This window comes from Paraburkholderia sp. GW821-FHT02A12 (assembly GCF_059422005.1).
On record NZ_JBWKWA010000002.1, the window covers coordinates 2,519,056 to 2,533,329 of the forward strand.

At 62.2% G+C, this 14,274-nt stretch carries 12 protein-coding genes and 1 pseudogene; 5 read left to right on the forward strand and 8 right to left on the reverse strand.

The genetic code is table 11. From position 1 onward, the window contains the following. The first annotated feature begins 11 nt into the window (after positions 1-11). Positions 12-1,022, forward strand: a complete 1,011-nt coding sequence (locus AC07WT_RS32725) for a DUF2891 domain-containing protein (RefSeq protein WP_492589857.1) — start codon at positions 12-14, stop codon at positions 1,020-1,022. A gap of 51 nt (positions 1,023-1,073) precedes the next feature. On the opposite strand, the gene AC07WT_RS32730 is transcribed toward AC07WT_RS32725, so the two are convergent. Beyond that, positions 1,074-1,499: a PRC-barrel domain-containing protein gene (locus AC07WT_RS32730; RefSeq protein ID WP_494950168.1), complete on the reverse strand. Its 426-nt coding sequence runs from the start codon at positions 1,497-1,499 to the stop codon at positions 1,074-1,076. Positions 1,500-1,687: 188 nt separating this feature from the next. Between AC07WT_RS32730 and AC07WT_RS32735 the strand changes: the two genes are divergently transcribed. Further along, positions 1,688-4,066 carry a DNA polymerase II gene (locus AC07WT_RS32735; protein WP_494950169.1) on the forward strand — a complete coding sequence of 793 codons (2,379 nt, stop codon included), beginning with the start codon at positions 1,688-1,690 and terminating at the stop codon, positions 4,064-4,066. A gap of 9 nt (positions 4,067-4,075) precedes the next feature. Here AC07WT_RS32735 and AC07WT_RS32740 read toward each other — a convergent pair whose 3' ends face one another. Both AC07WT_RS32740 and AC07WT_RS32745 read right to left on the reverse strand, forming a co-directional pair. Next, on the reverse strand, positions 4,076-5,365 hold the full coding sequence (locus AC07WT_RS32740) for an MFS transporter (protein WP_492589851.1): 1,290 nt from the start codon (positions 5,363-5,365) through the stop codon (positions 4,076-4,078). Between the two features lie 92 nt (positions 5,366-5,457). Next, a complete protein-coding gene (locus tag AC07WT_RS32745) occupies positions 5,458-6,648 on the reverse strand; it encodes a M20 aminoacylase family protein (protein WP_494950170.1) in 1,191 nt (396 codons plus the stop codon). A gap of 112 nt (positions 6,649-6,760) precedes the next feature. Between AC07WT_RS32745 and AC07WT_RS32750 the strand changes: the two genes are divergently transcribed. Then, positions 6,761-7,735, forward strand: coding sequence for a LysR family transcriptional regulator (locus AC07WT_RS32750; RefSeq protein WP_492589847.1), 975 nt, complete (start codon positions 6,761-6,763; stop codon positions 7,733-7,735). A gap of 105 nt (positions 7,736-7,840) precedes the next feature. On the opposite strand, the gene AC07WT_RS32755 is transcribed toward AC07WT_RS32750, so the two are convergent. From AC07WT_RS32755 to AC07WT_RS32775, 5 genes and pseudogenes are all read right to left on the reverse strand, one after another. After that, a complete protein-coding gene (locus AC07WT_RS32755; protein ID WP_494950171.1) occupies positions 7,841-8,719 on the reverse strand; it encodes an ABC transporter permease in 879 nt (292 codons plus the stop codon). Beyond that, the gene (locus AC07WT_RS32760; protein ID WP_494950172.1) at positions 8,716-9,579 is read right to left on the reverse strand and encodes an ABC transporter ATP-binding protein; all 864 of its coding nucleotides are present in this window, start codon (positions 9,577-9,579) and stop codon (positions 8,716-8,718) included. The genes AC07WT_RS32755 and AC07WT_RS32760 overlap by 4 nt, the downstream gene beginning before the upstream one ends. 69 nt (positions 9,580-9,648) lie before the next feature. Next, the gene (locus tag AC07WT_RS32765; protein WP_494950173.1) at positions 9,649-10,701 is read right to left on the reverse strand and encodes an ABC transporter substrate-binding protein; all 1,053 of its coding nucleotides are present in this window, start codon (positions 10,699-10,701) and stop codon (positions 9,649-9,651) included. Positions 10,702-10,747: 46 nt separating this feature from the next. Continuing rightward, positions 10,748-11,656, reverse strand: coding sequence for a TauD/TfdA dioxygenase family protein (locus AC07WT_RS32770; protein ID WP_494950174.1), 909 nt, complete (start codon positions 11,654-11,656; stop codon positions 10,748-10,750). A 147-nt stretch (positions 11,657-11,803) separates the two neighbouring features. Further along, positions 11,804-11,998: pseudogene (locus AC07WT_RS32775) on the reverse strand (MFS transporter); the annotation flags it as partial. A 383-nt stretch (positions 11,999-12,381) separates the two neighbouring features. Between AC07WT_RS32775 and AC07WT_RS32780 the strand changes: the two are divergent. Both AC07WT_RS32780 and AC07WT_RS32785 read left to right on the forward strand, forming a co-directional pair. Beyond that, the gene (locus tag AC07WT_RS32780) at positions 12,382-12,681 is read left to right on the forward strand and encodes a helix-turn-helix domain-containing protein (RefSeq protein ID WP_494950175.1); all 300 of its coding nucleotides are present in this window, start codon (positions 12,382-12,384) and stop codon (positions 12,679-12,681) included. Positions 12,682-12,683: 2 nt separating this feature from the next. Next, positions 12,684-13,922, forward strand: a complete 1,239-nt coding sequence (locus AC07WT_RS32785) for a type II toxin-antitoxin system HipA family toxin (RefSeq protein WP_494950176.1) — start codon at positions 12,684-12,686, stop codon at positions 13,920-13,922. Positions 13,923-14,274: the final 352 nt, after the last annotated feature.

The window sequence follows — 14,274 nt, forward strand, 5'->3', positions numbered from 1 at the left end:
GGGGCCGTTCGATGATTGCTCAACTCACTCCCGAACTCGCGTCCAAATTTGCCAATCTCGCGCTGGATCACCTCACACGCGAGTATCCGAACAAGCTGACTCACGCCCTCGCCGGTCCGCAAGACGTGCAGAGCCCGCGTGCATTGCATCCGATTTTTTACGGCAGCTACGACTGGCATTCGTGCGTGCACGGCTACTGGCTGATCCTGCATCTGCTCGACCGCTTTCCCGATCTTCCGGAAGCAGCGCGCATCATCGCGGTGGTCGACGAGCACTTCACCGACGCGAACGTGGCCGGCGAACGCGCGTATCTCGACCTGCCGCACAATCGCGGCTTCGAGCGTCCGTACGGGTGGGCGTGGCTCCTCACGCTGAGCGCGCAACTCCAGTCGCTGAAGCTCTCGGAAGCCGCGCGCTGGTCCAGAACGTTTGCGCCGCTCACCGAAACCTTTGTCGAACGATTCGAAGATTTTCTGCCCAAAGCGACTTACCCGTTGCGCGTCGGCACGCACTTCAACATGGCGTTCGCGCTCGCGCTAACGCTCGATTTCGCGCGTCAAACCTCGCGTGAATCGCTCGAAGTGTTACTGGTCAATACAGCGGAGCGCTGGTTTCTGAACGACGTCGCGTGTCAGGCATGGGAGCCCGCCGGCGACGAGTTCCTGTCGCCTTCGCTAATGGAAGCGGAGTTGATGCGCCGTGTGCTGCCGCCCGCGCAGTTCGTCGAGTGGTTTGGCCGCTTTTTGCCGGATCTCGGCGCGCGGAAACCTGCCACCCTGTTCGAACCCGTTACCGTGACCGATCGCACCGACGGCAAGATCGCCCACCTCGACGGCTTGAACCTGAGCCGCGCATGGTGTCAGCGGTCGCTGGCGCGTGCGCTGCCCGCCGGCGACGCGCGGCAGGTCGCGTTGTTCGATTCGGCCGAGCTTCACCTGCACAGCGCGCTGGCTCATGTGGCCGGCGACTACATGGGCGAGCATTGGCTCGGCACCTTCGCCACGCTCGCCCTGGAAGCGTGATTTCACATCTCAGCCGGCGAGTCTGCCGGCGACCCAGCCGGAGAAAACAGCTTACTGCCCGGTCAGCTTCTTAGGCTTCGGCGGCGCCTGAACCTTGTTGTACTGGAATGCGGGTGTCGCTTTCAGCGCGTCTTTCGTCGCGCCTGCCAGATAGAAATTCCCCGAACGGATATCGAGTGCCGCGATCGGCACCGCTACGTCATGCGACGCCACGCCGAGAAACCCGCCCGTGGAGACGATTGCCGCCGACAGCGAACCATCGGGTGCAATCACCAGATCGCGGATCGAACCGATCTTTTCGTTCTGGTCGTTGTACACCGCCTTGCCGAGAATGCTTTTCTTCGCGCTCCAGCCGCTCAGCAGCGCGTTGGATTGTTCGACCGTGACGCTAAGGGGTTGGGTGCCGGCGATCTGCGCCTGCGCACCAAGGCTGGTTGCCGCCACGGCGGTCACAACGACGAGTTGATCCAAAGTCATATTCTTCACTCCGTTCTTAGTAGACTGACCGGCGCATCGGCTGCACCGAAGGAATCGCTGCAAGGCGATCATACAGAGTACGCTGCGCGGTTGCAGCCAGCCGGGGCAAGGCCACGGCAACGGCCACGGCCACGAATGCATGACGGTAAAATTGCACATGGCGACTAAGGCAGTTTCGAGGTGAACGTTTGACTGAGCTTGAACAGGGTTTCATTCTGACCCGACATTGGCGCGATACGCCGGCCGGCACGGAGGTCGATTTCTGGCTGGCGACGGACGGCGGGCCCCGTCATATCCGTCTGCGTCCACAGCCTTCGGTTGCGTTCATCCCGGTTGCGCACCGCGAGCGCGCCGAAACGATCCTGAACCGCGAGAAACAGTTCGAATTGCGCCCGCTCGAACTGTGCGACTTTCAGCGCCGACCCGTCATGGGGCTTTACTGCCCGCAGTACCGGCAACTGACCGGGCTCGGGAAGCGTCTGAAGCAAGGCGGCGTCGACGTCTATGAAGCCGACATCTTCCCGCCCGAGCGCTACATGATGGAGCGCTTCATCACCGCGCCGGTATGGTTCGGCGGCGAATCGCAGGAACAATCACAGGGCGGCGGCACGCTGCAGAACAGCGAACTGAAGCCCGCCACGGACTACCGCCCGCAATTGAAGCTGGTCTCGCTCGACATTGAAACCAGTGCTCGCGCGGAGCTCTACTCGATCGCGCTCGAAGGCTGCGGACAGCGCCAGGTCTATATGCTGGGCCCGCCGAACGGCGAAGCCGGCGAACTCGACTTCGAGCTCGAATACTGCGAAACCCGCGCACAGTTGCTCGAAAAACTGAACGTGTGGCTCGAGCGGCACGACCCCGATGCGATCATCGGCTGGAATCTCGTGCAGTTCGATCTGCGCGTGTTGCAGCAGCACGCCGAACAGTATCGCGTGCCGCTGCGTCTCGGGCGTGGCGGCGCGGTGATGGAGTGGCGCGAGCACGGCCACAAGCAGAACCATTTCTTCGCCGGTGCGGCCGGCCGCCTGATCATCGACGGCATTGAAGCGCTGCGCTCCGCGACGTGGAGTTTCCCGTCGTTCAGCCTCGAGTACGTCGCACGCTCGGTGCTGGGCGAAGGCAAGTCGATCGACAATCCGTATCAGCGGATGGACGAAATCCAGCGCCGCTTCGACGAAGACAAGCCCGCCCTCGCGCGCTACAACCTCAAGGATTGCGAACTGGTCACACGCATCTTCGCGAAGACCGAACTGCTGCCGTTCCTGTTGGAACGCGCGACGGTCACCGGTTTGCCCGCTGACCGCAGCGGCGGATCAGTGGCGGCGTTCACGCATCTGTATATGCCGCGGATGCATCGGCAGGGCTATGTGGCGCCGAATCTCGGCGATGTGGCGGGCGCCGCGAGTCCGGGCGGTTTCGTCATGGATTCGCGGCCCGGCCTCTACGATTCGGTGCTGGTTCTCGACTACAAGAGCCTGTATCCGTCGATCATCCGCACCTTCCTGATCGACCCGGTGGGTCTCGTCGAAGGCATGCAGCATCCCGGCGACGACCAATCAGTGCCGGGCTTTCTCGGCGCGCGTTTCTCGCGCAGCCGCCACGCTTTGCCGTCGATCGTCGGCCAGGTCTGGCAGGGACGCGAAACGGCCAAGCGCGAAAACAACAAGCCGCTTTCGCAGGCGTTGAAGATCATCATGAACGCCTTTTACGGCGTGCTGGGTTCCACCGGCTGCCGCTTCTTCGACCCGCGTCTCGCGTCGTCGATCACCATGCGCGGCCACGAAATCATGCACACCACGCGTGAGCTGATTCAGGCCGAAGGGTACGAGGTCATTTACGGCGACACCGATTCGACCTTCGTGTGGCTGAACCGCGCTCATTCCGAGGAAGACGCGAGCCGCATCGGCCGGGCGCTGGTCGAGCACGTCAACCAGTGGTGGCGGCAACATCTGCAGGCGCGCTTCGGCCTCGACAGCGCGCTCGAACTGCAATTCGAACGGCATTACCGGCGCTTCTTCATGCCGACCATTCGCGGCGCCGAGGAAGGCAGCAAGAAACGCTACGCCGGATTGACGGTTCTGCCGGACGGCAGCGAGGACGTCGTCTATAAAGGCCTGGAAACGGTGCGTACCGACTGGACACCGCTTGCGCAGCGGTTTCAGCAGGAACTCTACTCACGCATTTTCAGGCAGCAGCCGTATGAGGACTATGTGCGCAACTATGTGCGCGAGACGCTGGAGGGGAAGCTGGACGACCAGCTTGTGTACCGCAAGCAGCTGCGCAGGCCGCTCGGCGACTACGAGCGCAACGTACCGCCTCATGTTCGCGCGGCACGCGTGGCCGACGAGTTCAATCGGCAGCAGGGCCGGCCCTTGCAATACCAGAACGGCGGCTGGATCAGCTACGTAATGACGGTCGCCGGACCGGAACCGCTCGAAACACTGCGCTCGGCGATCGATTACGAACACTATCTGACGCGCCAGTTGCAGCCCGTCGCCGACGCCATCCTGCCGATGTTGCGCGACAACTTCACGACGCTGATGAGCGGTCAGAAGCAGCTGTTCTGAGCGCTCCGTTCAGGTGAGTTCCCGCCCTCCGGTTTCCTCGAGCATCGACACGGCGATCAGGGAAACGATCACGCACGCGATCATGTACCACGCCGGCGCCATCGTGTTGCCGCTCACGCGGATCAGCCACGCGACGACCAGTTGCGCGGTCCCGCCGAACACCGACACGGACACCGCATACGCGCTCGCCAGATAGCCGGCGCGGACGTGCTTCGGGAAGTTCTCCGGCATCAGCGCATAAGCAGGCGCCGACCCCATCGTGTAAAAGAACATCAGCACGATGATGAGCCCCATCACCACCGGCAGCGACGGAAACTGGTTCATCAGCCAGAACGCCGGATACAGCAGCGCGATCAGCACGACGCGCCCGGCCACCGTCAGCGGTTTGCGGCGCTGCATCTTATCGGACAGCGCGCCCCATATCGGACAGAACGTCAACGACACGGCCGCCGCCGAAATCGACACCAGCATCGACAGCTTGGCGGGCATCTTCAGGTACTGGATCGAGTACGTCGGGATGTAGTACATGAGCACGTAGGTGGCCACGGTCATGCCCATGATCGCGAACACGGTCAGGAACCACTTGCGCACGAGATACCCTTCGAGCACGACTTGCTTCGACGCCTCCGCCTTCGGCGGCTCCTCGACGATATGGCGGCGCAGATAAACGCCCACCGGCATGATCAGCGTGCCGATCAGGAACGGCGTACGCCAGCCCCACTCCAGCAGTTGCTCGCTGCTCAATTGATAAGTGAGGATCGCCGCAATCCCCGAACCCAGTAACGCGGCCGCGCCCTGGCTGGCCAGTTGCCAGCTCGCGCGGAAACCGCGCCCCTTGGCCGAACCGGTTTCCAGCAGCGTCGCGGTGGCCGCGCCGAACTCGCCGCCTTGCGCAAAGCCTTGCACCAGACGCGCGACGATGATGATGGCGGGCGCCGCCAGGCCGATCGACTCGTAGGTCGGCGTGATGCCGATCGTCAGGGAGCCGAGCGCCATCAGGAAGATGGTCAGCGTCAGTGCCGCACGGCGGCCGCGTTTGTCCGCGTAGCGGCCGAGCACGAAACCGCCGAGCGGACGCGCGACGAAGCCGATCGCGAACGCGAAGAGCGCCATCAGCGTGGAGACGATCGGATCGTGCGAAGGGAAGAAAAGCTTCGCGATCGTCAACGCGAAAAAGCTGTAGACCGTGAAATCGTAGAACTCCAGCAGGTTGCCGACGGTCGCGGCCACCACGATTCTGCTTGACGACACAGCACGATTCTGCTCGACGATGCTTGACGACACAGGTTTGACTGACATGAAAAAATCCCCATTGATGATCTGGTCAGGCGCAACGCCTCTGCGCAGTGCCTCAGGCATCGCGCGGCGCTTGCTTTTGGTGTCCGGACGCCTCAGGCTTCCTCGGCGAGGAAGCGCTCGACGAGCCGCGTCCAGTAGGCGGCGCCGACGGTGAGGTTGTCGTCGTTGAAATCGTAGGAGGCGTTGTGCAGCATGGGCGCCCCTTCGCCGTTGCCGAGACGCAGGAAGCAACCCGGCTTGTGTTGCAGGTAATAGGCGAAGTCCTCGCTGCCCGCGATGGGCCCGAACCTGTCGATCACCTGTTCGTCGCCGACCAGCTCGCGCGCCACCTGCAGCGCCAGCCCGGTTTCCCGTTCGCTGTTGACGACCACCGGATAGCCGGCGATGTACTTGATGTCGGCCCGCGCGCCGTACGCGCTCGCATGCGCTTCCACGAGCGCGCGGATGCGGGTTTCGAGGAGCTTGCGAATCTCAGCATCGAACGAACGCACGCTGATCTGCAAACGTGCCGATTCGGGAATCACGTTGGCCGCGTGTCCCGCGTTGAATGCGCCCACCGTGATCACGGCCGTCTGCATGGGGTCGACGTTGCGCGAGACCACCGTCTGCAGCGCGGTCACGAGCGTGCTGCCGATCACCACCGGATCGACGGCGAGATGCGGACGCGCCGCATGCCCGCCGCGACCGTGAATCGTGACGTCCACCGTGTCGCACGCTGCCATGAACGGACCGCTGCGGAACATGAACGTACCCGTGGGATAACCGGGATGATTGTGCAGCCCGAAAATCGCCTCGCACGGGAAGCGCTCGAACAGGCCGTCGGCAATCATCCGCTCCGCGCCGCTATCCGCGCCGATTTCCTCCGCGGGCTGGAACACGAGATGGACCGTGCCGTTGAAACGGCGGGTCCGGGCGAGATGGCGCGCCGCGCCGAGCACCATCGTCGTATGCCCGTCGTGGCCGCACGCATGCATCAGGCCCTGGTGCGCGCTGGCGTAAGGCAGCCCGGTTTCCTCGGTGATCGGCAACGCATCCATGTCGGCCCGCACAGCCACCGCGCGCGACCCGTTGCCCGCTGTGAGCGACGCCACCATGCCGGTGCCGCCGAGGCCGCGCGTGACCTGATAGCCCCAGCTCTCCAGCTGCCGGGCGACGAAATCGGCCGTCTGGAACTCCTGATACGCCAGCTCAGGGTGCTGATGGAGGTGACGGCGAATGGTGCTCAGCTCGTCGCGGAGGTCTTTCGTATCGTCGAGTGCGCAAAAATGCGTCGTGCTTGCCATGGTCGGATTGCATTCGGTAGGAAATGATCGTGCCAGTATTTCGTCGCAATAAACGCTGATCAATGATGTTTCAGGGATGATAATGTTGACTTGCAAGTCAACAGGTGACGGCATGGAGAAAGATGAAGCGGCGGACCGGGACAACGCGCTCAACACGCGGAGCCTGCGCTATCTGCACGAGATCGAGGTGCACGGCGGCGTACGCGCGGCGGCTGACGCGCTGGGGATCAATGCATCCGTGATCAGCCGCCAGGTCGCGCAGCTCGAGCGCCGGCACCGGGTGGTCCTGCTGGAGCGGCACGGCCGGCGGGTGGCGCTGAGCGACATCGGCCGAAGCCTCGTCGAGCATTTCCGCGAGAGCTGCCGGCGCGACGCCGACATGCTGGCTCAACTGGAGGATTTCCGGGGCCTGCGGCGCGGACGGGTCGGCATCGGCGTTGGCGAGGGCTTCGTCGAGAATCTGCTGGCGATCGCACTGGAGCGGTTCAGCGCGGAGTTTCCCGATATCGTGGTCGAACTGCATAGCGGCTCGACCGCTGCCATCACGGCGATGGTGCGCAATGACGAGGTGGATATCGGGCTCTGTGCGGGCGGCAAGCGCGACCCGGCGATCCGGGCAAAGTCTTTCCGGGCGGCGCCCTTCTGCGCGCTCGTGAGCCCGCGCCATGTGCTGGCTGCGGCCGGGCCGCGGCGCATCAGGCTCGATGAATTGAAGGAGCAGCGGCTCATTTTCATGCCGGAACGGTTCGGCGCGCAGCAGTATCTCGATGCGATCCTTCACGCGGAACGGCTGAATCTGGCGCCGGCCTACCGCTGCGATCTTTTTTCCGCGGCTCAGGCCATTGCGGCGGCGGGGCTTGGCGTCGCATTCATGTCGACCGACGCGGCGCGGCAGTATCTCGATGCGGGAAGGCTCGTCGCGCTGGAACTGGAGCACCCCATCGCGCGCGAATTCAACAGCCAGATTCTCAGACGCGTCGGGCGGCGGCTTTCTCCGGCGGCTGAGTTTTTGTGGCGGCAGATTGGGGATGCGATGCAGCGGACGCTGCGGGTCTCTCGCAGCAAGGCAGCCAAGGACAGCTTATGAAACCGACAGGAAAAATCGCAATACGTGCGCACCGCCATAGTGCCGAATTGCAGAAACAGACGCGTGCCGTCGGGCACGCGCATGCCCTGCCCCTCACACTTCCTGCTACTGCTGCACGCCCCAGCGCCGCACGGTGATGCGCTCGAGCGTATCGAACACCAGATGCTCGACCAGCAAGCCGATCACGATCACCGCGGCCAGCCCCGCGAAAACGCGATCCGTGTACAACTCGTTGCGATTCTGGAAGATGTACCAGCCAAGGCCGCCGTTGCCGGAACTCGCGCCGAATACGAGTTCGGCCGCAATCAGCGTACGCCACGCAAAGGCCCAGCCAACCCGCAAGCCGGCGAGTATCGACGGCAACGCAGCCGGCACCAGAATCAGCAGGACGTGGCGCAAGCCGGTCAGGCCGTAGTTGCGGCCGGTCATGCGCAGCGTCGCGGGCACCGACTGAAAACCGGAGTACGTATTGAGCGCCAGCGGCCACAGTACCGAGTGCACCAGCACGAACAACAAACTGCCGGTGCCGAGACCGAACCACAGCAAGGCGATCGGCAACAGCGCGATCGAAGGCAACGGATTGAACATCGCCGTCAGCATCGACAGGAAATCGCGGCCCACGCGCGTCGACACGGCCAGCGACGTCAAAATGAAGGCGAGCGCGGCGCCCAGCAGATAGCCGCGCAACAGCACCGACATCGACACCGCGGTTTTCCGCAGCAGTTCGCCGGACCCGATGCCTTGCACGAACGCGCTGAAAGTGGCGCCGAAGGTCGGCAACAGCAAATCGTTATCGACGGCGCGCGCGGCGATCTCCCACACAGCGATCAGCACCAGCGCAATCAGCGTCTTGCGCAACCAGCTTTGCGCAAAGATCCGCTTGCCGAGCGGCAACGGCGCTTCGAGAACCAGTTCGCCGAGCGGTTCGAGCGGACGTTCATACTCTTCGCGAACCGGCGGCAGCAAGGTAGCGGGAGCACTCATTGAACGGTCTCCGTCTGCTCGAACAACAATTGATGAATACGCGCGACGCTGCGCTGAAAATCGCTGCGCCCGAAACTGTCCTGCGAATACTGATGGCTGTTGAGCTCGGCCCGCACACGCCCTGGATGCGGCGAGAGCAACAGAATCCGGTTGCCGACCACGAGGGCCTCTTCGATCGAATGCGTGACGAACAGCAAGGTGAAGTTCACCTCTTCCCACAAGCGCAGCAGTTCCTCCTGCATCTTGCGACGCGTGAGCGCATCGAGCGCCGCAAAGGGTTCGTCCATCAGCAGCACACGCGGCTGCATCGCCAGCGCGCGGGCAATCGCGACCCGTTGCTTCATGCCGCCCGACAGAGTGTGCGGATACGCATTGGCGAATGAAGCGAGGCCGACCTTCTCCAGATAATGCAGCGCACGCTCGTTAGCTTCCGCACGCGAGAGTTTTTTCGCCACGCGCAGCGGGAATGCGACGTTTTGCAAGACCGTCTTCCACGGCGGCAACTGGTCGAATTCCTGGAACACGACGATACGATCGGCGCCGGGGCCGCGCACGGTCTCGCCGTCGAGCGAAATGCTTCCTGAGCTCGGCTGGATGAAGCCGGCGACTGCTTTGAGCAAGGTCGACTTGCCGCAACCGGACGGTCCAAGCAGCACGAAGCGATCGCCGCCGTAGACGTCGAAGCTGACGTCATGCGTGGCGCGGACAATCCGCTCGCGGGTGCGATATTCGAGGTTGACGTGCTCGACCGCGAGCAACTTTTCGCTGGTTGCCGCGCTGGTCGCCGGGCCGTCTGCAACCGGCAGACTGCCTGCTGGATCAGCGCGGTTCGGAAACAGAAGCGTGGGATTAGCCACCATCAGATCGCTCCCTGTATGCAGACCACCTGGTCCGTTGAATGTCCGGCGAAGTTAAAAAAGAACGCCATGTCAGCTTCCCGCCGCGGTCGCCGGGTCGTCGAAGAAATAGTCCTTCCACGACTTCGGCTCGTTCCTGATCGCCCCGACGCGATACATGAACTGCGCGAGGCCAAAAGTGTTCTGCGGTGCGACCTTGAATTGCACCTGCGGATTCCTGATCACTTTCAACAGCAGATTGCGGTCGATCTTCGATTGATTCGTGCGGATATAAATATCGGCAGCGGCATCCGGATTCGCGGTGATGAAGCGCGCCGCGTCGGCCAGCGCATCGGCGAACGCACGGTAGGTCTTCGGATTGCTGTGGCGGAATTTTTCGGTCGCGTACAGGACCGTTGCCGAACTCGGGCCGCCCAGCACGTCGTACGAATTCAGCACGATATGCGCCTTCGGATTGCCGGCCAGTTCCTGTTCCTGAAACGGCGGATTGGCGAAATGCCCGGTGATTTCCGTACCGCCCGCGATGATCGCCGCGGCCGCATCAGGATGCGGCAACGCCTGCGTCAGCTTGTCGAGCCGGTTGTAATCCTTGTCACCCCAACGCTTCGCCGCCGCGTATTGCAGCACGCGCGATTGCACCGAGACGGTGACGGCCGGCACCGCGATGCGGTCCTTTTCAGTGAAATCGGCGATCGTCTTCACATCGGGATTGTTGCTCACGAGGTAATACGGCAGATTGCCCAGCGACGCGACGCCCTTCACATTCTGCTTGCCGTGCGTGCGGTCCCAGATCGTCAGCAACGGACCGACGCCGGCGCCCGCGATATCCACAGCGCCCGAGAGCAGTGCATCGTTGACGGCGGCGCCGCCCGACAGCTTCACCCAGTCGACCTTGATATCGAGCCCCTGCTTGCGCCCTTCCTTCTCGACGAATTGCTGATCGCGAGCCACGTTCAGCAGCAAATAGACGATGCCGAACTGCTCGGCAATGCGGATCTGCCCTTCGGCATGCGCGGGCATGGCCGCTCCCACGCCGGCCGCGCCCATCGATAAGGTCAGGATCGTTGCGCTCAAACGGCGAGCAAAAGACGACCGCACAGCGGTCGGGCGAAACTTGGCGAGCATCGGAACTCCGGTCAGCGTGTGATGGTTGAAGCGGGCAAAGTTGCCGTCAGAACGGCACATCGCCTTCGATAGTCGTGCGATAGAGCTTGCGGCGCAGAGAGTCCGGCGTACCTGCGGCGAGATGCATCAACGAACGGTTGTCCCAGAACACCATGTCGTGCCCGGCCCACCGATGCCGGTACAGATGCTCGGGGCGCACGCTGTGTGCAAAAATCTCCTCGAGCAGTTGCTTGCTCTCGTCTTCGGGCAGCCCGATCACGCGGGTCGTGAAATGCTCGCTGACGAAAAGCGCCTTACGCCCCGTCTCCGGATGCGTGCGCACGATTGGCTGCACCACCGGCTTCACTTGTGCGATCTGCTCCGCGGAAAGATTCGGCCGCCATGGGCTGCGTTTCTGCAATTCCGCGTATTTCGCCAGATACGTGTGCTCCGCCGAGCGACCCTGCACGGCGCTGCGCAAATGCGCGGGCAAGGTGTCCCACGCGAAGTGCATGTTGGCGAACAACGTGTCGCCACCCTCCGACGGCAATTCCTGCGCATGCAGCAGCGAACCCAGGCTCGGCTTTTCCTTGTACGACAGATCGGAATGCCAGTAATGGCCCGCATCGCCCAGACCGATCGGCCGCCCGTTCTCGACGATGTTCGAGACGACCAGCACCTCCGGATAACCCGCCAACTGGAATTGATGCAGCACGTGAATCTGCAGCGGACCGAAGCGGCGGCTGAACGCAATCTGCTGATCCGGTGTGATGCGTTGATCGCGAAACACCAACACATGGTGATCGAGATGCGCGCGGTGAATGCGCGCGAAATCTTCGTTGCTCAGCGGCTGATCGAGATCGAGACCCAGCACTTCTGCGCCGACGGGGCCGTCGAAAGCGCGAATCTCGATGCGCGAGGCCGGCTTGACGTGGCCGGCGGCGCTGGCGGCGATGGGTGCAATAGCAGTCGTCACAGGAAACTCTTCGTCGAATCTGTTCGGAGGACGCCCACGAGGGCGCAGTCAGACGAATTTACCGGCGCACGGCCGCGACGACAACGAAGCAAATCCGATACGGTTATCTGCTGGAGTGATAAACCCGATGTTCTAACGCGATTCGAACAGATCGGCCGCATCGAGAAACACGCCGCCCAGGGCGATGGCGATCACCACTCGCGCATTGCTGCCTTTCGCGGCGCCGGCATTGACGAGGCGCGACACGTCTTGTGCGGAGCGGATGATGTGGGAAGCGGAAGCGCCGGCAGTGTGCGCGGCGGAAACGTCGTTTGCGTTCGACGGATAAGCAACAGTAGACATGGTGTTGAGCTTCGCGTGAGGGACAGAGAATCGGTCCATCCTGAAGGGCCCCGACGCGCCGGCAAAACGACCATGTCAGATATGCAAATCAACTCGACGCATGGAGCACGCGCGCCTATTTCATCAATGCACTTTGGGGAAACCGTGACACTCGGCGAACAGGTCCAGTGTTCGGCGCGTATCGGTCGCGAAGCGCTTGTCGCCCAGTCGAATTGCACCATATACAATGCGTTGTTGCAAAATAAGACCGATCTCGCTACCAATGCACCGTATATGAGTCATTCATCTTGATTTCCATCTTGCATCAAATATAATGCATTGAGTTGTTAAATATGCATCAATTCATGCATCTTAAAATTTCATGCATTACGTACGGTGCAATCATGGACTTAAGCGAAATTGGCAAAGCGATTCGTGCCGCCCGCAAGGCGAAGGGCCTAAGCCAGGCGCAGGCTGGCAGCCCGTTGCGAATGAGCCGGGCCACCATTTCGGGCATCGAGAACGGCACGGTCAGCGAAGTCGGCATCCGAAAAGTCATGGCGCTTTGCGATCAGCTCAACCTGGAATTCGTCGTCCGGCCGCGAGAGCAAAAGCTGCTGAGTTGGGATGAGCAGCTTGCCGAGAATGAGCGCCTGAAGCTGGCAATGCTCAATGCAACGCGTACTTCGGCGCAGCGGGACTGATCATGTACGTCTTCAACAACAGCAAGCCGATTGGCATCCTTGACCGAAGCGCGCTCGAAGCCAATTGTTACGTCTTCAACTATCTTCCTGAAGCGACAGCGGCAGACATCGTGTCCCTGATGATGCCGGTCGGACCCGATCAGTTCAAGATCTACAACCATCTGCATCCGATCTTCCAGTCGAACATTCCGGAAGGCTATTTGCTCGACAGAGTGATGCGGATGCTGCGCGGAACCGCAGCCTACCCCGACGAGTTCTCGGTTCTGCAGGTGGTCGGGCATTCGCAGATCGGCCGCCTTCGCTACGCGGAGACTTCTACCCGTGTCGAGGCGGCGCCCAACCTTCAACTCTCCAGCCTGCTCGCGAAGCCCGGCACGGAGGGCCTGCTCGAAAACATCTTCGAGGAATATGCGACTTACTCCGGCGTCGCCGGCGTGCAACCCAAGGTACTCGTGCGCGCGGTAGACGAGACACAGCCGAACCATTTTGCGGTGCGCGGCACCACGCACATCGTCAAGTCGTTCGACCCAGCCGTTTTTCCAGGGCTGGCCGCAAACGAATTCTTCTGCATGCGCGCGGCGGAGATTGCGGAATTGCCTGTGCCGCGTGTATCGCTATCCGACGACGGCGCGCTGCTGATCGTAGAGCGTTTCGATCTGGCGCCGGAAGGTCACTATCGCGGCTTCGAGGACTTCTGCTCCCTCTATGTGATGCCGACTAGCGATAAATACGAGTCCACGTACGAGCGTATCGCCAGGCGCATCAAAGAGATGGTTTCGCCGCAAAACAAAGCTGAAGCGCTGTCGCAGTTCTTTACGTCGCTCGCGCTGTCTTGTGCGCTGCGTAACGGCGACGCGCACTTAAAAAACTTCGGCATCCTGTATGACGATCCGCTCGAAGACGTTCGTCTTGCGCCAGCGTTCGACATCGTGTGCACGCAAGCCTATATCCCCAATGACCCGCTGGCTCTGACGCTCAACGGTACAAGCCGTTATCCGAAGCACGGCGAGCTGATGAGATTCGGCCGGCTGGCTTGCGATCTGTCCGCCGCGCGCGTTCGCGATGCGCTCGATGCGGTCGCGCACGGCGTTCAGCAAGCCGCAACTGAACTGCGCGACTATGCCGCCGCGCATCCCGAGTTTGCCGAGGTCGCCCATGCGATGACCGTTGCATGGGAAAGCGGCCTGAATCTCACTTGCCGCGCAGACGACCGGCCGCTCTTTCTGCTGCCGGATAGCTAAGAGCGCTCCACCGGCCAAGCCGTCTCCCATCCACTTTTGATTTCCGCGTCAATCGCGTTCGTGTGGCCGTAACAGCGTCGTTGACGTTACGTAGCGGCATCCCCGCGCGCCGGCACAACTCACCTGCCGTTTGCGCTCCCCAACCGGCGAGGCCAAGCCCCCCGGTGCAAGAGATTAGCTCCTCGCGAACAGTCGATTAAGCATTCGGATAGCTCGCAATCGAGCCAGGACTTTCCCCAATCGCGGCGCTTTCATCTTGCGGCGCACCACTCCCGAAAGGCTCCACCAGATAAGGCGCACCGTGTTTCCGATGAAACCGGTGTGTCATCCTCCCCCGCTGATCGATTTCTTG

Excerpts from the sequence above, each read along its gene's own strand:
- AC07WT_RS32725 (WP_492589857.1), top strand. The coding sequence starts at position 12 with ATGATTGCTCAACTCACTCCCGAACTCGCGTCCAAATTTGCCAATCTC.
- AC07WT_RS32740 (WP_492589851.1), bottom strand. The coding sequence starts at position 5,365 with ATGTCAGTCAAACCTGTGTCGTCAAGCATCGTCGAGCAGAATCGTGCT.
- AC07WT_RS32785 (WP_494950176.1), top strand. The coding sequence starts at position 12,684 with ATGTACGTCTTCAACAACAGCAAGCCGATTGGCATCCTTGACCGAAGC.
- AC07WT_RS32745 (WP_494950170.1), bottom strand. The coding sequence starts at position 6,648 with ATGGCAAGCACGACGCATTTTTGCGCACTCGACGATACGAAAGACCTC.
- AC07WT_RS32755 (WP_494950171.1), bottom strand. The coding sequence starts at position 8,719 with ATGAGTGCTCCCGCTACCTTGCTGCCGCCGGTTCGCGAAGAGTATGAA.
- AC07WT_RS32760 (WP_494950172.1), bottom strand. The coding sequence starts at position 9,579 with ATGGTGGCTAATCCCACGCTTCTGTTTCCGAACCGCGCTGATCCAGCA.
- AC07WT_RS32750 (WP_492589847.1), top strand. The coding sequence starts at position 6,761 with ATGGAGAAAGATGAAGCGGCGGACCGGGACAACGCGCTCAACACGCGG.
- AC07WT_RS32730 (WP_494950168.1), bottom strand. The coding sequence starts at position 1,499 with ATGACTTTGGATCAACTCGTCGTTGTGACCGCCGTGGCGGCAACCAGC.
- AC07WT_RS32765 (WP_494950173.1), bottom strand. The coding sequence starts at position 10,701 with ATGCTCGCCAAGTTTCGCCCGACCGCTGTGCGGTCGTCTTTTGCTCGC.
- AC07WT_RS32780 (WP_494950175.1), top strand. The coding sequence starts at position 12,382 with ATGGACTTAAGCGAAATTGGCAAAGCGATTCGTGCCGCCCGCAAGGCG.